General features: G+C 41.7%; 17 protein-coding genes. 12 read left to right on the forward strand and 5 right to left on the reverse strand.

Annotated elements, in window-relative coordinates:
- Positions 1 to 43: 43 nt before the first annotated feature.
- From A2W93_09150 to A2W93_09160, 3 genes are read right to left on the reverse strand one after another with little or no spacing between them, the layout of a single operon-like run.
- The gene (locus A2W93_09150; GenBank protein OFY54463.1) at positions 44 to 1,570 is read right to left on the reverse strand and encodes a hypothetical protein; all 1,527 of its coding nucleotides are present in this window, start codon (positions 1,568 to 1,570) and stop codon (positions 44 to 46) included.
- 1 nt (position 1,571) lies between these two features.
- Entirely contained in the window at positions 1,572 to 2,492 is a 921-nt protein-coding gene (locus tag A2W93_09155) for a quinolinate synthase (protein ID OFY54464.1), read from the reverse strand.
- A gap of 24 nt (positions 2,493 to 2,516) precedes the next feature.
- Positions 2,517 to 2,699, reverse strand: coding sequence for a hypothetical protein (locus A2W93_09160; GenBank protein OFY54465.1), 183 nt, complete (start codon positions 2,697 to 2,699; stop codon positions 2,517 to 2,519).
- A gap of 325 nt (positions 2,700 to 3,024) precedes the next feature.
- On the opposite strand from A2W93_09160, the gene A2W93_09165 reads away from it, so the two are divergent.
- Together A2W93_09165 and A2W93_09170 are read left to right on the forward strand one after the other, a co-directional pair.
- Positions 3,025 to 3,462, forward strand: coding sequence for a ribose 5-phosphate isomerase B (locus tag A2W93_09165; GenBank protein OFY54466.1), 438 nt, complete (start codon positions 3,025 to 3,027; stop codon positions 3,460 to 3,462).
- Positions 3,463 to 3,538: 76 nt separating this feature from the next.
- Entirely contained in the window at positions 3,539 to 4,924 is a 1,386-nt protein-coding gene (locus tag A2W93_09170; GenBank protein ID OFY54467.1) for a hypothetical protein, read from the forward strand.
- 314 nt (positions 4,925 to 5,238) lie between these two features.
- On the opposite strand, the gene A2W93_09175 is transcribed toward A2W93_09170, so the two are convergent.
- Positions 5,239 to 6,120, reverse strand: a complete 882-nt coding sequence (locus A2W93_09175) for a hypothetical protein (GenBank protein ID OFY54468.1) — start codon at positions 6,118 to 6,120, stop codon at positions 5,239 to 5,241.
- Positions 6,121 to 6,184: 64 nt separating this feature from the next.
- Between A2W93_09175 and A2W93_09180 the strand changes: the two genes are divergently transcribed.
- The 4 genes from A2W93_09180 to A2W93_09195 all read left to right on the forward strand — a co-directional run bounded on the left by A2W93_09180 (position 6,185) and on the right by A2W93_09195 (position 10,656).
- Complete coding sequence (locus A2W93_09180; GenBank protein ID OFY54469.1) at positions 6,185 to 7,051, forward strand: hypothetical protein; 867 nt, start codon at positions 6,185 to 6,187, stop codon at positions 7,049 to 7,051.
- Positions 7,052 to 7,202: 151 nt separating this feature from the next.
- A complete protein-coding gene (locus A2W93_09185) occupies positions 7,203 to 9,344 on the forward strand; it encodes a hypothetical protein (protein OFY54470.1) in 2,142 nt (713 codons plus the stop codon).
- An 83-nt stretch (positions 9,345 to 9,427) separates the two neighbouring features.
- Positions 9,428 to 9,964, forward strand: a complete 537-nt coding sequence (locus tag A2W93_09190; GenBank protein OFY54471.1) for an NADPH-dependent FMN reductase — start codon at positions 9,428 to 9,430, stop codon at positions 9,962 to 9,964.
- 107 nt (positions 9,965 to 10,071) lie between these two features.
- Positions 10,072 to 10,656 (forward strand): hypothetical protein, encoded by a 585-nt coding sequence (locus A2W93_09195; protein ID OFY54472.1) that lies wholly within the window; start codon positions 10,072 to 10,074, stop codon positions 10,654 to 10,656.
- Between the two features lie 41 nt (positions 10,657 to 10,697).
- Here A2W93_09195 and A2W93_09200 read toward each other — a convergent pair whose 3' ends face one another.
- Positions 10,698 to 11,513 (reverse strand): hypothetical protein, encoded by an 816-nt coding sequence (locus A2W93_09200; GenBank protein ID OFY54473.1) that lies wholly within the window; start codon positions 11,511 to 11,513, stop codon positions 10,698 to 10,700.
- A 503-nt stretch (positions 11,514 to 12,016) separates the two neighbouring features.
- Here A2W93_09200 and A2W93_09205 point away from each other — a divergent pair.
- From A2W93_09205 to A2W93_09230, 6 genes are all read left to right on the forward strand, one after another.
- A complete protein-coding gene (locus tag A2W93_09205; GenBank protein ID OFY54474.1) occupies positions 12,017 to 13,141 on the forward strand; it encodes a tRNA guanosine(34) transglycosylase Tgt in 1,125 nt (374 codons plus the stop codon).
- Positions 13,141 to 14,220: a hypothetical protein gene (locus A2W93_09210; protein OFY54475.1), complete on the forward strand. Its 1,080-nt coding sequence runs from the start codon at positions 13,141 to 13,143 to the stop codon at positions 14,218 to 14,220. Before A2W93_09205 ends, A2W93_09210 begins: the two co-directional genes overlap by 1 nt.
- 510 nt (positions 14,221 to 14,730) lie before the next feature.
- Positions 14,731 to 18,705, forward strand: coding sequence for a hypothetical protein (locus A2W93_09215; GenBank protein OFY54476.1), 3,975 nt, complete (start codon positions 14,731 to 14,733; stop codon positions 18,703 to 18,705).
- Between the two features lie 37 nt (positions 18,706 to 18,742).
- The gene (locus tag A2W93_09220; protein ID OFY54477.1) at positions 18,743 to 19,723 is read left to right on the forward strand and encodes a hypothetical protein; all 981 of its coding nucleotides are present in this window, start codon (positions 18,743 to 18,745) and stop codon (positions 19,721 to 19,723) included.
- Positions 19,724 to 19,725: 2 nt separating this feature from the next.
- Positions 19,726 to 22,008, forward strand: a complete 2,283-nt coding sequence (locus A2W93_09225) for a hypothetical protein (GenBank protein OFY54478.1) — start codon at positions 19,726 to 19,728, stop codon at positions 22,006 to 22,008.
- Between the two features lie 196 nt (positions 22,009 to 22,204).
- A complete protein-coding gene (locus tag A2W93_09230; GenBank protein ID OFY54479.1) occupies positions 22,205 to 23,479 on the forward strand; it encodes a hypothetical protein in 1,275 nt (424 codons plus the stop codon).
- Positions 23,480 to 23,512 lie beyond the last annotated feature (33 nt).

A 23,512-nucleotide genomic window follows, 5' to 3' on the forward strand; every position in this document is an offset into this window, starting at 1 on the left:
TTTCTTGCTAAATTAGCTACTGAAGGAGTAAGAAACAAACAAATTATTCTTCAGTAATCGGATCAATTTCGGGTTTTATAATCACATTATCATATTTTATCTCTATTCCATTTCGATACGTAATGTTTATAATTAAAGAACCGTCGGGAGCAAATATTCTCCAGTCTCCTTCGCGCAAACCACTGATATACAAACCTTCCATTTTTTTTGTTCCGTCCTGAAAATACCAGGTATGACGGCCTTCAGGAACTCCATCGGTGTATTTACCTTTAAAAATAAGCTGTCCGTCTGATTTCGACCTTTGTTCCCACCAGTCAACCTGCACACCGTCCTGATATTTGCCTTTTTCAATAACATCCCCTATGGCATAATACCATTCGCCTGTTTCAAAACCTTCGGAAAACATTCCTTTTACTATAACTTCCCCACTGTCGCTGTATTCAATGAATTCTTCCTCTGGATCGCCATTGCTGTAATATTCCTGCCGTAAAATATTTCCGCTTTCGTAATAATAACTCCATTCACCATCAGGAATTCCTTTACTCGTAAATGAGCCTTTCTGCTCGACTTTTCCGTTTTTATGGTAGAATGTCCAGTTTCCAGTGCGTTCGCTGTTTCTGTACGTTCCTACGGCCATAATTTCACCGGTTTCGTGATACTCTTTCCAGGGTCCTTGCTTTTTTCCGGCAGCATCAATAATTCCTTCTCCCAATATAATTCCCTCACTGAAAACATATCCTTTCACAATATTGCCAATACTGTCGAATTCACGCCGTATTCCATCAGGTTTGTTTTTAAAATAACTTCCTTCAATTTTTACTCTGCCATCGGAAAAATAATCGCGGCGGATTTCATATTCCTTAAGCTCTTCGGCAAACAGAGCGGGCTCGTCGTTAATAAATTTTTCAATGCTGAGCAACGTACCGGTTGAATCATATTTTTTTAAATACCCATTCTTTTTATCGTTCAAATAGGTAACTTCCTGCTGCACTTTTCCATTTGAATAAAAATCTTTCCACAAACCCTGTTTCAATCCATTTGGATCTTTTCTGTTGATGTGTTCACGGCTAAGTAATATTCCCTTCCGGTATTCTGTAATCAGTATAACAACGCTGTCTCTATTAAACTCAAATGCAATTCCATCTTCAAGTCCAGCTTTAAAAGGAATAACTTTTTTTAATTTTCCTTCGCTGAAATAAACTTTTGAAAACTGTTCCCTGACATCATTTATAAAAAAATCTTCAATAATATCATCCTTATAAAACGTGCGTCTGATACCATTTTTCAAACCTGCATCGTAATAAATTTCCTGCGTTATTTTTCCTTCTTCCGAATAAAATTTCCAAAGGCTGTCAAGCAAAAAATTCTTTCTGTTTCCTTCTGCTTTCAACACTCCGGTTTCATAATAAGCTTTCCAGTATCCATCGGGTTTTCCATTTTTCAAAAAACCTTCTGATGAAATTTTTCCATTCGAATAAGTGTATTTCACAGGCACAAGCACTGTGTCAACCTGCGCTGACAATACAAAAACAGAAAAAAACAATATAGAAAACAAAACAATTTTATTCATATCAGCTCATTTCTAGCATTCGCTTCAAAGGTATCAAAGCCTTTCGGATCACATCATCAGATAACGTAATTTCATTGGTTTCATTTTGCAGCACTTCCTCAATTTTTTCAATGGTATTGAGTTTCATAAATTCACAATCATTGCAATTGCAGGTTTTATCGGCAGGTACAACAATAAACTCTTTATCGGGGCTGAATTTTTTCATCTGATGAATAATTCCACCTTCAGTAGCTACTAAATATTTATTGTGACCATCACTTTTTGTGAAATTCAGCAATGCTTGTGTAGATCCAATAAAATCAGCCATTTCAAGAATAACGCTTTGACATTCGGGATGAGCAATTAACGGAACATCGGGATTATTAATTTTTAGTTGAATCACATTTTCTGCGCGCAACTGATTATGCACATGACAGCTTCCATCCCACAATATCATATCGCGGCCTGTCATTGAATTGATATAAGCTCCCAGATTTTTGTCGGGTGCAAAAATAATTTTTTGATCAGCTGGCAACTGATTCACAATTTTCAATGCATTGGTAGAAGTTACAATTATATCAGAAAGTGTTTTAACGGCAGCAGAGCAATTAACATAGCTCAGCACCATATGATCCGGATAATTTTTAATAAATTCCTCAAAAGGTCCAGCCGGGCAGGAGTCGGCCAGGGAACAGCCCGCATTCATATCCGGAATCAGAACTTTTTTTGACGGATTCAGTATCTTAGCGGTCTCAGCCATAAAATGAACACCGGCAAAAACAATAATGTCGGCATTGGTTTTTTCGGCTTGTTGCGCCAATGCGAGACTGTCGCCCACAAAATCAGCAATATCCTGAATTTCGGGAATCTGATAGTAATGAGCCAGTATCACTGCATTTTTTTTCTTTCGCAGTTCGTTTATATTATTCTTCTTGTTTTTCATTTAGAAAAAAATCAAATTACAATCTTAATAATAAGCACTGTGAATTGGTTGAAAAAAGTAATTTTTGAAATTAGGAAAAACCGTTTTCAAAGTTTTGTCAACAAAACAGCGCGTCTTATTAACTGCAAAAATAACTGTTTTTGTGGTAAAAGTCAATGTTATCAACAATGTGTTAATTACTGTTGTTGTTGAAAGTTTACAAATCATCAACACTGCAACCTTTGTTAATAAAACGGTGAGGAGCTGTTATAATTCCCTGAAAATATTTTTTGGTAAGTTGATAAGTGCAGCGGTATATACGAATGAATAACAAAACAAAATTTATTTATTGAGACTTTTTAACAGACTAATTGAATTTTGTTGATAACCTGGTTAAGTGTTTCTTTATTAAGGCTTCAATAGTAAAACAGGCATCTTTAGCCGCATAGGATAGTAAAAGGAAATAGGGCTAAGGTGTTGTTTTATAATAATTTTGAAGCTTTTAACATGCCTTACGAATTTTGTTGATATTTTTGCAGTAAACTTAGAATTCATGAAAGTACAACAAATTGTCATTGCGTCCGACCATGCAGGATATAAACTTAAGAAAAGCATCATCAAGCATTTTTCCAAAAGTATATATTTCAACGATATGGGCACGCATTCAGCTGAAAGTGTCGATTATCCCGATTTTGCCCATAAGGCCTGTATTGCGGTCACACGCGGTGATGTAAAAAAAGGCATTCTTATCTGTGGAACTGGCAATGGTATGACAATGGCTGCCAACAAACATCAGATGGTGCGTTGCGCATTGGCCTGGAATGTTGAAATAGCTCAGCTGGCGCGTCAGCACAACGATGCAAACATGTTGTCGTTGCCGGCCCGTTTCATTAGCGAAAAAGAAGCATTTGATATTGTTGAGGCCTTTATGGTAACGGAATTTGAAGGTGGCCGCCACGAAAACAGAGTCAAAAAAATAGCTGAATATTGATTGTCATTCGCATAATTTCTTAATTTCGCAAAGACGGCATTTTTGTACTCTAAATTTTCAGTAATTTATTTATTACATGAGCAGCAGCGGTTTTAGTATTTTTAGGAACAGTATCTCGGAAAAGCTTTCAGATACTGTGCTGCAGCAAGCCATGAAAAAGAATACTGAAAACTATGAGCAAAAATTTGGCGATGGTATTGCGCAATTCAATGATTTTGAAGGCTGTCGCGAACGACTTTCCTACCTGAAAAAAAGGGCGCTGAATAATCTGGACAAATATCTCCTTGAATTTGAAAGTAAGTTTATCCGAAATGGAGGGACTGTTTACTGGGCCGATACAGTTGATGATGTTGCCCGCATTTTAGCTGAAATTCTTCCTGAAAATCGTGGTGTTATAGTGAAATCGAAATCCATGACGGGGGAGGAAATAGGATTTGATAATGTGGCCAAGGAAAGAGGCGACGAGGTTGTTGAAACAGATCTGGGCGAATTTATTGTACAACAGATGGGTCAGAAGCCTTCTCATATTACGGCTCCGGCTATTCATTTGTCGAAAGTGCAGATTGCTGAATTTTTCAACACACGTTTCGGTTCTGATAAAAATGCCAGTGCTGAAGAAATCACAGATTTTGTAAGAAAGCTGCTTCGAACAAAGTTCACTGAGTCATCTGTTGGTGTTACAGGCGCCAATTTTATCATTGCTGACACAGGTTCTGTGGCCATTACCGAAAATGAAGGAAATGCGTCACTTGCAACTTCATGGCCCCGCAAACACATTGTTATTGCAGGCATCGAAAAGGTAATTCCTTCAGTCAGGGATTTGTACCTTTTCTGGCCTATGCTTGCTTCGCATGCTACCGGTCAGAAAATTTCAGTTTACAATCATATAATTTCAGGACCCGCCCGCAGCGCGGAACTCGATGGCCCCGGTGAAATGGCGGTCATACTTGTTAATAATAAACGGCATGTTTTGCTTGAAGATCTTTTTCTGCGTGAATCGCTTCAGTGTATTCGCTGCGGAGCCTGTCTGACGGTATGTCCGGTGTTTTGCAAACTGTCGGGACATGCGTGGCCTTCGGTTTACAGCGGTCCGATTGGATCGGTAATTCATCCGCATATTGGCGATGAAGCGAATAATTTTCACTTGTCATTTGCCTCTACATTATGCGGAAAATGCACTCAACGTTGTCCTGTAAAAATTCCGGTACACAATCTTTTGGTTTATAACCGCCACCTGGCTGTAGAGCGAAAACTGATTCCTGCTGCCGAAGGACGATTGATGCGCATGATTGTAAAGCGCCTAAAGTCGAGAAAAAGCATGGACTTGTGGAGTGCAAAAATCAAAGGACTTGTATTTAGAATAATACTCCGGAAATCGTGGATGCGCCACAAAGCTCCTTTGCAGTTTGCCGAAAAGAGCTTTAACACCTTGATGACGGAAAAGAAAAAGGGAAGTAGTTAGGGCCAGCTGAAAAAGTCTGAGGTGCGTCAGCTTCGAGACGACAAGACGAAGATGTATAATAATACTTCGAGTCGCAGGCAACGAAGAAGATGGCGTGTATCAGACTAACAGACACTTGCAGTGCAGCGTTTTATCAGAAGAATTAGTTCAAATATTCGCATCAGTATTTTAGCGCTTGCTGTGATGCTGCTGAAATGCAAGGATTTTTGATGATACTAATAAAATTGCTTGCATTTGAAATCCTGTTTTACATGAATATATTGCTGTTGCTGAAAGTGTTGTGTGTTTTTCAGCAGGCCCTAGTTAATCTCTGCTTATTTTGTGTATCGTCGTAAAATATCAATCACCTTGGACACATAAGAATGTCCAAACAGATTTACATGGACGAGCAGGGGATAAAGGTTAAAAATATCGGTTCGCTGTCGCCAGCCCGACTCCATTGGATAGGCCTCATTGTAATTGGCATAGAAGTCATTGGGAAAGCCGCCGAAAAGCGTGGTCATAGCAATATCTGATTCGCGATGTCCGAAATAGCATGAAGGATCAAAAATGGCAGCTCTACCTCCGGGTCCCGACATATAATTGCCAGCCCATAGATCACCGTGAATCAGAGCAGGCTTTTCAGCGGGAATAAGTTCTGGCAGCTTTTTGCAAAATGCATCAAGACTGTCTTGCAGATTGGGATTGAGAAAGCCGTTTTTTATCGCCATGTCAAACTGAACCTTAAGTCTTTCCTCAATAAAAAATTTAATCCAGCTTGAATGAAAACTGTTGCTTTGACGCAGCGATCCAATGTAATTGTTGAATTTGAGCCCGAATTGTTTAGAGGTATTGCGATGCAATAACGCCAGTCTAAAACCGAAATTTCGCCAGAAATTCTGTTCCGGTATGTCAGTTTCAAGAAATTGCATAAGCAGAAAACTTGTTCCACCACTGTCTGTATCACATAAAATGGGCTCAGGAATTACAAGCTGTGTGTGGGCAGAGGCCAGCAGCTCCAATCCTTTTTTTTCTGATTCAAACATACCCGGATATCGGTTTGCAGGATTGAATTTGACAAAAAACTTCCCTGCCGATGTGTTTATTTCCATAGCAGCACTGATATTACCCCCGCCAACCTGACGGGATGAGTGAATTGTCAGTTCCGGATAATAATAATATAGTTTTTGCGCTATTGCAACAGCAAGTGCCTTCATATACAGGATTGTGAAATATATGAAAGCACAAATATAATTAACTTACCTTTGCATTGCAAAAAATATGTATATGAAGTCTCTCACCCTACTCGCCGCATTACTGTTGTCTTCGTTTCTGATGGCTCAGAACACAGAAAAATCAAACTCTTCCAAACACATTCAGATAACGGCTCCTGCCAATCCAAAAGGATTTCCAATCTGGGAAAGCTTCGAAGATCTGCTCATGCCTCCAACCGGCTGGCAGCTCCTGCAGGGCCCCACTCCCCAAACATGGGACACCTCTTCTTTTGATCCGGCCTGGGGTATTGGCTATGTTAAGTGTCTTTATGATGAGTCTCTTTCCGGAGTTCAGAATGAATATCTGATTACCAGAGTTATGGACCTGAGTACTTTTTCCAATGTTTCGGTCGCTTTCTATTTCCAGTTTTCGAAATATTGGGGAATTTCTCCAAACGATAATTATGATCTGCTTTTGCTGGCCAGCACGGATAGTGCCCAGACTTTTCCGGATACCCTCTGGAGCGAAATGAGCACCGATACTGCCACCTGGAACAGCTTTGAATGGGTTCACGCATCGGTTGATCTTTCAGCTTATATTGATCAGGAAAAATTTGCGCTGGCATTTGTTTATAGCGGGTATGACGGTGCCGAAGCTGCGCTTGATATGGTTGCTGTTGAAACTGTAGGTGGATTTACCGAAAATAGTCTTTCACTCAAAGCCTTTCCGAATCCTGCCGACGGCGTTCTCAATATTGAATCCGCAAGCGATGGTGATTTGACAATGTCAGACCTGCAGGGTAGGGTAGTGCTGCAGAAATATTTTAGAGGAAACGAAACCATTGATGTCTCGGCGCTCGAGCCGGGAAAATATTTTGTCACACTGCGGGCAGAAAACGCTATAAGTCATATTCCGGTAGTTGTTGCCCGATAGACGAATGGTTTAAAATATTCAATCAGCCCGCATTTGACGGGCTTTTTTTATGCCGCCAGAATTACCCGATTGAATGGTTCAAACGCATTGAGGGGTCATTACAGCGGTTGGCGTTTATTAAAATTATGTACTTTTGAACAAACATCACCGCATGAAACGAATTGTAATTGTTTTCCTTGTTTTGCCATTGCTGCTCTCAGCACAGATAAAAACCGATGCTGTTACGCGCAGTAAAATGATTGATGATAAAAAAGGCACCGATGTATCATGGCGTAAAATCAACGGTCAGGAATATTTTCCAATGCTCGCAAAAGTTAGCAGCAATTATAGCCCCGGGCTACTACCAGAGGGGATACTGCAGGGTTCTCTTGCAGGAAATATTGTTTCGCTTTATGTCAGAAAAGACTTGTTGAATTCAAAGCTTATTATTCCCGGAGTCGAATACGCCGAATGGGCGCGTCCGGTAGTGCCAATGCTCGACAAAGCATTGCCCGATGCCCGGGTAGATAGTGTTCACATGGGCTTCAATCTGCCTCAGCCTTTTACCGGAAAAGATGTGCTCATCGGTATTACCGACTGGGGATTTGATTATACCAATCCGAATTTTTACGATACATCATTGCAACATACGCGCATTGCTGCCACCTGGGATCAGTGGAAAACATCGGGTCCGGCACCAACAGGATTTTTATATGGAACTGAATTCGAAGGTGAATCGGAAATCCTCGCTGCTCAATGCGACACTTCAAATGTATATGGATATGCTTATCACGGAAGTCATGTAGCCGGCATTGCAGGCGGAAGTGGCGCAGGAACGGTGTATCGCGGTGTTGCATTCGAAGCCAATTACTTATTTACCACTTTTCTGGTCGATGCTGCTGCAGTGCTCGATGCTTACAACTGGATGCATCAGTATTCAGTCAGTGTCGGAAAACGGCTTGTGATCAATCAAAGCTGGGGTTTGTATTATATTGGTAATATGGATGGAACTTCGCTGATCAGTCAGGCCATTGATTCTCTTTCGGCGCTGGGAGTGGTGTTTGTCTCCAGTGCAGGCAATAACGGCGATGCCGATTTTCACCTGATGTATGATGCTTCGGTGTCAGATACACTGAAAACTCAGGTAAAATTTGATAGTTACTCCTCATATTCGCAAATGTATGGTCAGTGCCTGACTTTGCATGGAACGCCCGCAAACAGCTTTGAAGCCCGCATTCAGGTGCTGAATTCATCAGGCGTACTGCTTGCTGAAACACCATTTTATCTGACGGATACGCTGGATTCATATATCGATGACACCTTGTTTGCCGGCACCGACACAGTGTTGTACAATGTAATGGCAGATTCTGCCAATGCGTTGAACCAGCGTCCGTTTATGCAGATTCGAGTCGCAAGCCGCAATTCAGCTAATAGAGTCATTCTTCAGATTCATGCTGATTCAGGAGTTGTGCACGCGTGGAATCTGATAGAACTGAACAACGGAGTAGGGAATTGGGGTTCCGATTTTCTGGCTCCCTATGTGGGTTACACGGCAGGTGATCCGTATTATGGTATTGGAGAACCTGCATGCGCACAGTCTTGCATTGCTGTAGCAGCGCACAATTCAGAATTTTTTCATCCAACTACAGGCGCAATATTGGGTGGAAACATGGCCTATTTTTCCAGCTACGGTCCATTGATTGACGGAACAATAAAACCCGAAATCTGTGCTCCGGGTTACGGTGTATGCTCTTCCGTTTCTTCTTTTACAACCACTTCTTTTACAACGGTTGTTGCTTCTGTAACTTTTGGTCCAAGAACCTATAAATTTATTCGTTTGAGCGGAACATCCATGTCGTCGCCCATGGTGACCGGAGTTGTAGCATTGATGCTCGATGCAGACTCAACCCTGACTGCTGCTGAAATAAAAACCATTTTGCAGGAAACAGCACGCGAGGACAACCTTACAGGCGATCTTTCCGAAACAGGTGACACGCGCTGGGGCTGGGGAAAAGTAAATGCGTTGCATGCTATTTACCGCGTTCTGGGTGTTGAAGGATTGACCGAAAATGTTTCGGACGAAAAAGTTTTACTCTATCCGAATCCCGCTTCTGATCAGGTTTGTATATTGGCTGTTGATGGCAATGTGAAAAAGGAAATAGATATTTATTCTCTTGATGGAAGACTGATAAAAACTGAAAAACTCAATGAAAACAATATGTTCAGCGTTTCGGGTTTGCCCGAAGGAATGTATTTTGTCCGGTTTGTGCTCGACGGAAAGCCGCTTTCAATGAAGATTTTGGTGAATGACTAATTTTTAAAAAAGAAGTCAGTTGTGAGTAGAATTTTCACTTATAACTTATTACTGGCCACTGAGTACTAAAAAAAAGTTTATGTATGAATAAAAAAGTATTTATAATTTCTTCAAGTCCGCGCAAAAATGGCAATTCGGATATGCTATGTGATGAATTTCTGAAAGGCGCGCTGGAAGTTGGACACAAAGCAAAAAAGGTTTTGTTGCACGACAAAAAAATAAAATATTGCAAGGCCTGCGATGTGTGCCAGAAGGGCAAACCTTGTGTGATAGACGATGACATGGAAAAAATTCTGCAGAAAATGATTGATGCCGACGTGATTGTGCTGGCAACACCAGTGTATTTCTACACCATGTGCGCGCAGCTAAAAACGCTCATAGACCGCACTTATGCACGTTATACAGAAATCAAGGAAAAAGACTTTTATTTTATTCTTACTGCAGCCGACGAAGAAAAAAAGAATATTGAACGCGCGATCGAGAGTTTGCGGGCTTTTACTTTTTGTCTCACAGGGGCTAAAGAAAAAGTAACAATATGCGCAACAGGTCTTTGGAAAAAAGGCGAGGCGAAGGATAGCAAGTACTTGAAAGTGGCGTTTGATGCTGGATTAAAAGTCTAAATATCGATTGGCTTTTTCAAATACAGCGATCAAATTTGATGCAGACAATATAACAAGCTGTAACAAAATTTGCAGCATAAACGTCTTTACTTCATATATTTTCTGTTATGAATTCAATCAATTTTTTTGGATTTCGGATAATTTTTATGATTTTTCTTGTGGTAAGTGCAACAACTTTGTTTTCGCAGTCACAAACAAATCAGAAAGACTCGCTTATCTGGGGAGCCGAATACGACTTTATGGCGCCCCGGATTGGGCAGTGGTACGATCTGAACATTGATGGCTATGTGGCGCACGGAAGAATTAAACATTCATTAATGTTTGCGCATATCAGCATTAAAGATATACACTTAACTGACGAGTCTTTTTCGAAAGACAATCTGAATGCGTTTGGTTATCGGGGTGAAGTATTTTCACACAGAGAGCTGAAGAGATGGAGTACTGGTGTTCTTCTGTTGTATTCGATGCACAAGGTTGAAACTTCTGCTAGTCATCATCAGGGCCGCTTTGGAACTTTGTTTGTCGGAGTACCCATCGGATATACCTGGGTAATTTGGAAACATTTGACAATAAATCCAGGCATCAGTGTTTTGTATCCACTGACTAACCGAACAATTACTATTGGAACTGAGCAAGTAAATCAGGCCCCATGGGGTCTTGAGCCGGGACTACGCATTGGCTACCGGTTTTAAACTGACTACCGGAGAAATTTCAAAGTGGCAGAAGAAGCGTTCTATTCTTCCTGATCCTGCAATTCTTCTTCATTTTCCGCGCTTTCAGTTTCAGGTGTTCCTTTTTCTTTCAACGCTCTGGTCTCGCAGAATTTGCACAGCTCGGTGATGTTTTTCAATTCTCTGGCCTTGTAAACAGGTCCTTCAAAAATTTCTGTCGTAACGTCTTTGTTGATTGAATGACAGTCATTATAGATGTGATATTTTGTTCCGGATTTTGTCCAGTAAACAATATTTTGTCCGGTTAACTCTTCAACCCTTGATGTTTGCTCAGTATACTCTTCAACAGAGGGTGGATTGAAATCGTATCCGATCAATCCGGCTATAACCAGCGCAATACCTGCAATGGCGCCAAGTATGGTCTTTTGTTTTCCATCGATATTTTTACTGGTGAGAATAAAAATTATGAGCGGAAGAAAAGCAATTACAGCCACAACGAGCCCCAGCTGGCTTTGCATAAAAAACCTGAATTTATTTTTCTTCGAGGCCGGATCCAATCGGTTGGACTTTTTCCAGAGAATCGAACCCACAATGGCCAACGCCAGGTCAACAACAATAAGGATGATGATCCAGGTCATGTTGACCGGCTGTTTGAACAAAAATGTGATGGCTCCGATTTGTGCACCAATAGCAAGAATCCACAAAATGGCAGCAATAACTCTCAGACGCGTTGCCCGGCCTTTGTTTTCGGCAGTAGGAACAAACATTGGGGTTTCATTGCCCGCTTCAGATTTGTCATCATCAATTTTCACTATTTTTTTATTTGTTGCCATGATGAATGATTTTTTATGATTTAATTTTCTGATGCTTAGTAACAAAGATAATTATTTTTTCGAAAATCTTTTTCAGAACTGTTAATTCCAAATTGCATGGTTTATTATATATATAACCTCGCTTTTGTTTGCAAAAACAGGGTCGACGCATTAAACTCCACAAAAATCTGCAGGAATCGTAGGTACACAGAGGTATCACAGAGTATTCACAGAGTGACAAAATAGCAAAAGCCGGTTAACAGTGTACACAACGAGTTGTGTAAATCAATTACAGCACATCGAATTCTGAAAGCGCGCTTTCAGATTCACTTTGCTGTAATTGATACCAGCTTTTGCCGCGTAAAATCTACTCTGTGTGACTCCGTGTGTACTCCTTCAAACTCTGTGTAACAAAGGTTATAGAGGCATGACATTGTACGCTTGAAGTCGGCGTCGGATGCATTAATCAGAAGTATATACAGGCATTTCAATGCGTTAGCCCTGGCTGCAAAAACTCAACCAGCATGTATTTCCCGTTAATATCGTATTTTTGACCTTTCAAAATTCCAATGAAATTCTCCATTAAACATAAAAGCGGAAAAGCGCGGGCGGGCGTATTGTCAACAGACCATGGTGATATTCTGACTCCGATATTCATGCCGGTTGGCACACTGGGAGCGGTAAAAGGCGTTACCTTCGATGTTCTTCAAAACGACATTAATGCACAGATTATTCTGGGCAACACCTATCATTTATATCTCAGGCCCGGAGCCGAAATTCTGAAACAGGCCGGCGGTCTGCACGGCTTCAATGGCTGGAAACGTCCGATATTGACCGACAGCGGAGGATATCAGGTGTATTCGCTTTCGAAGATTCGCAAGATCACCGAAGAGGGAGTCGTTTTTCAATCGCATATCGATGGAAGTAAGCACAAGTTCACTCCTGAAAATGTAATGGACATGCAGCGGATCATCGGTGCCGACATCATGATGGCGTTTGATGAATGTACACCTTATCCAGCCGAGCGGGATTATGCGCATAAAAGCATGCTGTTGACACATAAGTGGCTCGAACGATGCTACACTCATTTTCATAAAACAAAGCCGCTCTACGGTCACGAACAGGGCCTTTTTCCGATTGTACAGGGCAGCGTGTATGAAGACCTGCGCGAACAGTCGGCAAAATTCATCAGTCAGTTCGACAGCCCGGGCTATGCGATTGGCGGCCTGAGTGTTGGTGAGCCAACAGAAATGATGTATAAAATTACGGAGCAGGTTTGCGACATACTACCACACGATAAGCCGCGTTATCTGATGGGTGTGGGCACACCGGCGAACATCATCCGCGGAATTGCGCATGGAATCGACATGTTTGATTGTGTGATGCCAACCCGCAATGGCCGCAACGCAATGCTTTTCACACGCAACGGAATCATGAACATGCGCAATAAAAAATGGGAAGACGACTTTTCACCGATTGATGAATCCAGTCCGCTCGGGATTGACAAGACCACATCCAAATCATATATGCGCCATCTTTTTGTCGCAGGTGAGATGCTTGGACCAATACTCGCCAGCATTCACAATCTGGCTTTCTATCTGCGTTTGGTGGCCGAAGCCCGCCAGGCAGTGATTGAGGGAAATTACGAAACCTGGGCCGCCGAAGCCGAAAAACAAACCATGACCCGCCTTTGATGAAGATACTGGATAAGTATATTATAAAGAGATTTTTATCTTCGTTTGTGCTGGCAATTGCTTTGCTGTTGCTCATTATCATTGCATTTGACGTATCGGAAAAAATTGATGAATTTATTGACCGGCATGCGACTTTTCGCGATATTGTATTCAAATATTATTTCAACTTTATTCCGTATTTCATCAATCTTTTCAGTCCGTTATTTGTTTTTATTTCGGTAGTATTCGTGACATCAAAAATGGCCGGGAACACAGAGATTGTTGCCATTCTCACAGGCGGAATCAGTTTCAGACGGCTATTGATGCCGTTCGTTTTTACCGGTGTTTTTCTCGCTGCATTTTCATTTGTTCTCCAGAATTTTCTGATCCCTCCTGCCAATGCGGTGCGTTTGGAGTTTGAATACAACTTCATTCGCAAAAACAAACCCATGGGCGCAAGAAATATTCATATGCAAATGTCGCCCGGAGAGTATGTTTACATGGAGTCATTCAATTTCAAATCGAACAGAGCCATGATGTTTACGCTCGAAACCATAGATTTTGAAAATGGAATGACACGTAAGCTTTCAGCCAACATGGCAATTTACGATACGCTGACTGGCAAATGGCAAATGACCGAAGTATATGACCGCCGTATGAAGGATTCGGTTGAAAATCTGCGCTATCTGCCAAAGCTTGATACAACGCTGGCCATTCTTCCGAAAGATTTCAACAAGGACATGGAGAATATTGATGTCATGGATTTTTTTGAATTGAATGAGCATATTGCACGACAGAAAATGCGCGGCGCCGATAATATAAAACAGCTCGAAGTCGAGCGTCACCGACGGATTGCATTTCCTTTTGCAACCGTTATTCTTACCATCATTGGTGTTGCAGTATCAAGTCGCAAAATGCGCGGTGGTACCGGTTTGCATATTGGTATTGGACTGGCGCTGAGCTTTGGTTTTATTTTATTTATGCAAGTCAGCAGTACTTTTGCGACCAATGGAAATCTACCACCCATGGTAGCTGTGTGGATTCCGAATGTTGTTTTTGCGATCATTGCCATGTTGCTGGTACGATGGGCCCCGAAATAAAATACAAGGTTAAGGGTCACGCGTCAGGAGACGCGCGCCCAGGTTTAGAAGCCGAAGGCCTATAAATAGCTACGCCGTACAAAAAGCGCCAACGGCGCTGCAGATATTGGCCCGGGACGCAGTCCCGGGAATAAAAAGGTCGCGAAGCCCCTTTGAAATCAGCACGCAGCAAAATACATGGAAAAAGCGTTGTCTTTTCCAAACATTAAGCATTAAAAAAATCAATATAATATAAGAATCGGTAAAAATATTTAATCTTCACGCAAAGCGCTTAAATTAACACATATATAGCAAATGACACGTGGACTGTTTTGTCAGATAAATCCGGAGCTGTCTCAAAACAACGCTTACTGCACAAGCGACTCTTCCATGTCCTTCATTGCATTCCGGACCATTGAAGGTCGGTTCACTTGAAGAAGTTGTTGTTTTTGTTGTAAAAGCAAGTTCAGGTAGTTTCTATATGGTTGAATTTTATTGAATTAAATCTTATCTTTGTTTGAAATTCAATATATGCGTTCGTTCATATTGACTTTTATCTGTTTGCTGGCGGTATCATTTCTGTCTTCTGCAGAGGTGCTGCATAAGGGCTCCGATACATTGGGAGGTCATATTATTTTTATTGAAAACGCTGGACAATGGGAACAATCTTTTGCTTATAAAGCGGATCTTCCCACGGGGCAGATGTTTCTGTTTGAGAACCGCATTTTGGTCGACCTTCGCGACAAAGCCATGATTGCAGAATTGCTTCATTTCAAAATGCTTTCGGAGGAAGAAAAAAAATTGCGAAAGCAACCAAACAATGTTATTAATTCCCATTGCTACGAAATGGAATTTGCCGGGGCTCTGAACCCCGTATTGCAAGCCGAAGAACAGGTGACTCCTTATTACAATTACTATCTGGGCGATGATCAGTCGCGCTGGAAATCGAATGTACATGGATTTGAACGTGTGAAATACGATGAGCTTTATGATGGAATTGATTTGTTTGTTGGCGATGAAAACGGAATGCTTAAATATGAGTTTTCCGTTAGTCCTTTGGCCAATGTAAATGATATTGATATCCGTTATAGCGGGGTTGATAATATTCGTGTAGAAAACGGAAATCTTGTTTTTGGCACATCGCTCGGTAGTGTAACGGAATTGCGGCCTGTAGCGTGGCAGATTATTGACGGCGATACCGTTTTTGTTCAATGTGATTATAATCTGAAAAACAAATCTGTTGGTTTTTTAGTTGGAAATAATTACAACAAAAACTATGAATTGATTATAGATCCAATTGTGGTTTTTGGTACGTATTCCGGCTCAACAGCCGATAACTGGGGATACACGGCAACCTATGATCAGTTGGGCTATGTGTATGCTGGTGGAATTGTTTTTGGACAGGGTTATCCAACGACCATTGGTGCTTATCAGACCACCTACGGCGGAAACGTGGATATTGCGGTGACCAAATACAACACCAACGGAACATCGCTTATTTACAGCACTTATCTTGGTGGCTCCGGTCCTGATGTTCCAAACAGTATTGTTGTTAATTCAGCTGATGAATTATATATTTTTGCAACAACCGGTTCGTTTGATTATCCGACAACTTCCGGTTGCGTCGACAGCATTTTCAATGGCGGAACGCCTTATACACTAACTTATGTAATCAATTATTCGTCCGGATGTGATTTGGGTGTGACCTGTTTTAATGCAGCCGGCACCTCATTGATTGCATCGACCTATATTGGAGGAAGTGGCAACGACGGACTCAACATGGATGCGGTTTTAAAACATAATTATGCCGATGATGTACGTGGCGAAATTCTGCTGGATGCCAATAGTAATGTTTTTGTTGTCGGCAGCTCTGCTTCTTTGAATTTTCCAATAACATTCGGCGTGCTTCAAACGATGTATGGAGGCGGTTCTCAGGATGGTTTTATTCTGAAATGCGACAGGTCGCTCACTACAATAATCTGGTCCACCTACCTGGGCGGATCGTCTGCCGATGCCATATACAGTATTTCGCTAAACGAATTTGGTAAACTTTCGGTTGCGGGCGGAACTTCAAGTACAAATTTTCCGGTTTCATCAAATGCTGCGATGACCACCTATCAGGGCGGTTCATCCGATGGGTTTGTATCGCTCATTCAGAGTGATGGTACATCAATCATTCGTTCAACATATTGGGGCACGTCGGCTTATGATCAGGTGTATTTTGTTGAAACGGATAAACAGAATAATGTTTATTTGCTCGGACAAAGTGCGTCTACAGGCTCGGTGCTGATTCAGAATGCTGCCTGGTACACAACCGGTGGCGGCCAGTTTATTTCAAAAATTAATCCTCCGCTCAACACTGTTATTTGGTCAACCCGTTTCGGTAATGGCGATGGTGTTGTAAATATCAGTCCTACGGCTTTTCTGGTAGATTATTGTCACAATATTTATTTGTCGGGGTGGGGAAGCCCATATCTGAGTGGTTTTGGAGGCACTGCAGGATTGCCCATTACTGCCGGCGCATTTCAGACATCGACAGATAATAATGATTACTATTTTTTGTGCATGCGCGATGATGCATCAGGCATTGTCTTCGGCTCCTTTTATGGCGGCTCCAGCTCAGAACATGTGGATGGAGGTACCAGCAGGTTCGACAGAATGGGGAGAATTTATCAATCGGTTTGTGCCGGTTGCGGCGGACTTGACGATTTTCCTACAACGGCCGGTGCATGGTCAAACACAAACAATTCGACAAACTGCAACAATGGCGTAATTAAAATAGATTTCAGTCTTCCGGCTATAGTGGCTGATTTCAATATGCCTCCGGTTATTTGTTTGCCTTACACCATAAATTTCAACAATACATCCTATTTTCCCAATCCGGGCCTTGAAACTTGTTTCTGGGACTTTGGAAATGGTGTTACAAGCACAAACTGCGACCCCTCTTATACTTATCCTACTTCGGGTGTTTACGATATAACGCTGATTGTGTCTGATGCAACTGCATGCAACAGTGCGGATACGATTACCAAACAAATCATTGTTCTTTCCAGCAGTACTGATACTTTGACCGAAACAGGCATCTGTGCAGGTGGTTTGACTCAGATAGGCGTACTTCCTTTTTCAGATCCAACCATCACTTGCCAGTGGTATCCTTCAAATTTTCTTAGTAATTCAACCATTGCCAATCCCACTGCCAGTCCGCCTGTAACAACTGATTACTATCTGGTAATTTCCAACGGTGTATGTTTCGACACGCTCTACCAGACTGTCAATGTATTTGATCTTGTTGTAGATGCTGGTAATGATACGTCGACTTGTTCTCCCGGAATTACGCTTACAGCGTCGTATTCAGGTGGAACGGATTTTACAGTTGTATGGTCTTCAAATGCTTTTTTTACGGATACGCTCAATGCATATCCAGCCGGAAACAGCTGCACTTCTATTCATTCGGCACCGCATACATACTATGTTCAGGTGAGTAATGGCTATTGCATCGAAACAGATGAAGTGTTTGTTGATTATCAGGAAATGGACTTGAATGTTGTTTTGACGCAGCCTTTGTGTTATGGAGATTCCAATGGTTCCATAGCGCTGAATCCTTCGGGCGGTGTGTCGCCTTTTTCATTTGCGTGGAGTACAGGAGAAACCACGCAAATTATAACCAACCTTAGTAATGGATTTTATTCTGTAACCGTTCATGATTTTAACGGGTGTCTGCAGCAAAGTAATATTTTGCTTAATCAGCCACAGCTATTGGGATATGTGTCAGAAACCGGCCCGGTGAATTGTGATATTGCTTGTAATGGTTTCATTTATGGGACAACCACCGGTGGCACTCCGCCCTATTCGTATAATTGGAGTAACGGACAAAACACAGAAGATCTCACCGGTTTATGTCAGGGCAACTATCTGGTTACAATTTCCGATGCTCACAATTGTGAGCTACCCAAATCATTAAATATCGAAGTTGACTACATTTACGACAACGTGGAAGCATGGACCGATGACGATACAATCTATGCCGGACAATCGACTTTAATACACGCATCAGGCATTTCGGCTGTTGACTATTCATGGTCGCCGGCCGGCAGTCTGGCTGACAGTCACAGTGCAACAACAGAAGCTTCGCCGTTGCAAACAACCACTTATTCGGTTTATCTCGACGATGGATTTGGCTGCACCTACACGGATACTGTCAGAATTGTAGTGCTCGACGTTTATTGTTTTGATCCGTATATTTTCATTCCAAATTCATTTACACCCAACGGAGATGGAGTGAATGATGTTTTATATATTCGCTCACGATATATTGAGCAAATGTATTTTGTGATTTTCGATCGTTGGGGAGAAAAAGTATTCGAAACAAATGATCTGAGGTCTGGCTGGGATGGCACTTTCCGCGGTCAATTGCTTGAACCGGCTGTGTTCGATTATTATCTTGAAATCGATTGTTTTAATAAAGTCCAGTTCATAAAAAAAGGAAATATAACATTACTCAGATAGGCTTATGCGGAAATGGATATTGCTTGTTTTGTTTGTTTTGCCGCCGGTTTTTGCCGATGCGCAGGATATTCATTTCAGTCAGTACAACAATGTTCCTTTCTATCTTAATCCCGCCAAAGCGGGCATGATGAGCGAACAATTCCGATTTTCGGCCAACACCAAGTTGCAGTGGAGATCTGTCACATTGCCCTATCAGACTTATCTGGCGGCCGGTGATGTAAGTTTTCAGCGCAAAGGAAGTCATCTTGGAAAAGTTGGTCTTGGTCTTGATTTTATGCGCGAAAAGGCTGGTGATGCGGCTTTTGGAACCAGCGGGTTTGGCATGGCCGCCTCATATATCAAAGCGTTGAATCGCTTTAATAATCAATTTTTATCCGGCGGTGTCTCGTTTCGCATGCATCAGCGGAGTTTCGATTCCGATGAGCTCTCCTTTGATAATCAATACAACGGGTTGAATTATGATCCTTCACTTGAAGGCGGAGAAACTTTTTCCGAAATGAATTTCTGGTATCCTGTGCTGAATGCGGGCGGAGCTTACATGAAACGATTCGATCAGCGACATGAATTAACGGCAGGACTTTCAGTATTGAATATCAATCGTCCGGCACAATCTCATTTTAACGACAACAGTATTCGTTTGCGAACAAGATGGGTGGCCGATGTAAGCTATAATACCGCAGTGACCCGGAACAGTGCGCTTGTGCCTTCTGTGTTTTTTTCAAAGCAAGGTGTGTTTACTGAATTAATTTTCGGTGCCGATTATCGTTATGTAAAAAGTTTTAATCCCTGGTCCTACAAGGCCTATTCAGGTGGACTTTTCTATCGGGTCGGCGATGGTTTTATTATGTCTGCAAGACTTGATTTTCTAAATTATAAATTTGGTATCAGCTACGATCTGAATACTTCCAAACTTGTTCCTGCAAGCCAGCTTCGCGGAGGCTTTGAATTCAGTATTATTGCGGTTTTCAACAGAGCCAGTCATCAATCAAACCGCGAAATTCCCTGTCCGATTTTCTGATTATGATTAAACGATTCTGCATCATATTTATTTTTGTGTTTCCGTTATTGCACCTTCATGCACAAACGGAACTGGAACTGCGCGGTGATGCCGAATTCAAGGCCGGTAATTTTCAGGCTGCCTGGAATTATTTTAATGAAGCTGCAAGAACCGATACGGCCAACATTGCTCTTTGGTATAAAATGGGTGAATCGGCCCGGGAATTTTTTAATTATAATACTGCTTTTCAGTGCTACAGAATCGTGTATGAAAAAGATCTTGGAAAAAAGTTTCCTCAGGCCTTGTTCTGGATGGGCGATCTGTCGCGAAACCTGTCGGATTACCTGATGGCAAAAGCATATTATTCGCTATATCTGGAGCAGGAAAACAATAGTTCGTTTTTTGAGGAAAAAGCCGAAGCGCAGCTGAATAATTTCGACAAAATCGAAAAACTCAGGTCCGATACATCGTCAGAAGTTACTGTTGAGCATCTGTCGTTGCCGGTCAATTCCCCCTTTAGTGAATTTGCTGGTTTTCAACAGGGCGAAAACAAATTGTATTTCACTTCCGTTCAACCTTTGTTAAGTGAGAACGAAGATGGATTGCTCGGAAATTCATACCTGTCATCGCTCTATGTAAGCGATTTCACAACCCGTGGATTGTCGCTCCCGGTAAAGGTTACAGAGCCATTGAACAGCAGTACAAAACATACGGCCAATATCTGTTTCAATAATGACGGATCCGAAGTATGGTTCAACCGTTGCGAAATGTCAGGTGAATATAAATATCGCTGCGATATTTACAATGCAAAGCTCGAAAACGGGCGCTGGACCTTTCCGGAGAAGATATCACTCAACACAGAGGAATACACTTCAACGCAGCCATATTTTTATAGTGACAGTACAGAAAACGAAGTTTTGTATTTCGTCAGCGACCGGCCGGGTGGAGTTGGTCAGCTCGATATCTGGTTCAGTGTGCGTAAAGAGGGCAAATACAATGCGCCAACAAATCTGGGCAGTATTGTGAACAGTCCGGGAAATGAGATCACCCCTTTCTTCGACGGAGAATCGGGAAAACTTTATTTTTCGAGCGACTGGTATTATGGGCTGGGCGGTTATGATGTTTTTTATGCCAAGGGTTCATTCAGCGACTGGAAAGCTCCTGAAAATGCAGGACTACCGATATGTTCGCCGGCCAACGATTTTTATTTCAACATTAACTCGGTCGATAGAGATGGCTATTTCACTTCAAATCGCGAAGGCTCTTACTTTTTCAAAGGCGAGACTTGCTGCAATGATTTGTATGCTTATTATGGACAAAAAAGCGCAAAGAAAGACACCTTACCACAGCCAAAGGATTCGGTGGTAGTGGTGAATGAAATAAAGAAAATAATGGAGGACATGTTGCCGCTTGATCTGTATTTTCACAACGATATTCCGGATCCACGCAGCCGTGACACAATTACCTATGCGACTTATGACGAGACCTATTATTCTTACATGGCAATGATAGATCGTTACAAAAAGGAGTATTCCAAAGGTCTTAGCGGTGATGTAGCCGTAAATGCTGCTGCCGAAATTGAAGTGTTTTTTCTGGCCAATGTCACAGCGGGCTTCGGAAAGCTGCTTGAAATTACACCGTTGATGATTGAAGATCTCGAAGCGGGCAGCCGTGTTACCATGAAAATTCAGGGATTCTGCAGCCCGCTTACAGGAACGGAATATAACATCAGTCTTGCAAAGCGAAGGATCAGCAGTATTCTTAATTATTTTGAAAAAATAGATGGAGGTAAAATAAAGCCATATCTAAATGGAACAGCTTCCAACGGCGGACAACTTATTATCCTTGCAGAACCAGTTGGCGAAGCGCTCTCCGACCCGTTTGTAAGCGATAATCCAAACGACACACGAAACTCTGTTTATAGCATTTCGGCAGCACGTGAACGCCGGATTCAGATTGTCAGCTATGAATCTGACTTTGCCGGACAGAAAACCAGAAAACTCTCCGGGCCTCTGCTGACCTTATCTTCCAATGATCTGAAACTTTCCTTGTCCGATGAAAATCAAAAATGTGTTCAGGTCACGATTACAAATACCGGCGATGAAATGCTTGATATAGCATCGATCCGATCCGATCAGCCTTGGATGCAGGCCAAATTGGGCGGTAATGTGATTGTTCCGGGCAATGTGACAACACTCGATATTTGTATCGATAAAACCATGCTGAAAAATCCCGCGCTGGGCGTATTAATTATCACCAGCAACTCACGCGACAAGCAGAGTGTGGTGTATGTGCGGGTAAAATAATTAGTTGTGCGTAGTTTAAAGCTGTGCGAAGGTTCCAAACTTCGCACAACTATTTAATATTTCGCACAACCTTATGCGGGATTCAATGATAAAGTATAAATTATCGCTTAAACTGGTATTAAAGTTATATAAAACATTGTATTCGCCATATAAATTCCTTATATTTGGGAGTTTGCAAAACTTTAAAAGCAGAGCTATGAAAAAAGCTATCATCTTTTGTTTAGTCTTTTTAGCATCAGCTTCAATTTTCATTGAAGCGCAAATAACAAAGAAAATAAGCTATCAGGCTGTTTTAAGAAACATAAGTGGTCAGTTAGTTGTTAATCAGCCAGTAGGGATAAAAATAAGTTTACTTCATTATTCGTCTAGCGGCACATGTGTATATGAGGAAATATTTATTCCGAACCCATTAACCAATGCCAATGGTTTGTTTTCAATCGAAATCGGCGGAGGACTTCCTTTGTCAGGTGATTTCAATTCTATCGATTGGTCGGATGGTCCCTATTTTCTTAAAACAGAAATGGATCCTACAGGAGGAACATCGTACACAATTACGGGAGTGAGTCAATTACTCAGTGTTCCCTATGCCTTACACGCACTTGTGTCCGATAGTGTTTCCGGCGACATTCATGAAGCTGATCCTCTATTCACTGTGTCTGTGGCCAGTGGTATAAGCAGTTTGGATACTGCCTTTTGGAACGCTAAAATTGATGCGGAAACCGATGGTTCGGTGACAAATGAACTTCAGGACATCCAGGGTGTTTTATCAACAGGAAAAGACGCAGGAGGAGATAGTCTGGTCAATTTAGGCCATCTTACGGTTGGAGCTACCTCGACAACACCAGATGCCGCGATTGAAATCAATTCAACGTCCAGCGCTTTTCTTCCTTCACGTATGACTACTGCGCAAAGGGATTCGCTTATTCCGGCAGAAGGCATGATAATTTATAACCTGACAGAAAGAAAATTTCAGGGTTATTCATTGATTTTTAATTATCTCTCGCAGCAACTCGATGTCATTCAGAATCTTTTTAACAATGCAAGTGGTTCTAATGACAAATCTCAGAGCTTTACCGCTGTAACAACTGGTAGGATTAGTTGTGTAAAAGTAATGTTGAACGCCGCAGGCTCGGGAGGGATTGCAAATATTAAAATCAGGAACGGCGTCGGAAATGGGGGAACTGTTTTGTATAACGAAAGCGTGTATGTTACTTATATTGCGGGAGGGACAATGTATTCCATTTATCCGGACAATACTTTTGTGATTGCCGGCATGCAATATACAATCAATATTGTAGATAATGTGCTTGATCCGATGGGATACGGATTTGATTGGTTAATATCGACCAGCAATCCCTATTCGGGGGGTGATTTTTATTGGACCGGCATGAATATTACCTCGTATGATGCGGTTTTCGAAATATATGTTGAACCACAGACCTCCACTCCCGGATGGATTGATCTTAATTGACAATTTTGTTTTAAAAACTTATTCAATTAAATA

Source organism: Bacteroidetes bacterium GWF2_43_63, from assembly GCA_001769275.1.
Taxonomy (GTDB): domain Bacteria; phylum Bacteroidota; class Bacteroidia; order Bacteroidales; family DTU049; genus GWF2-43-63.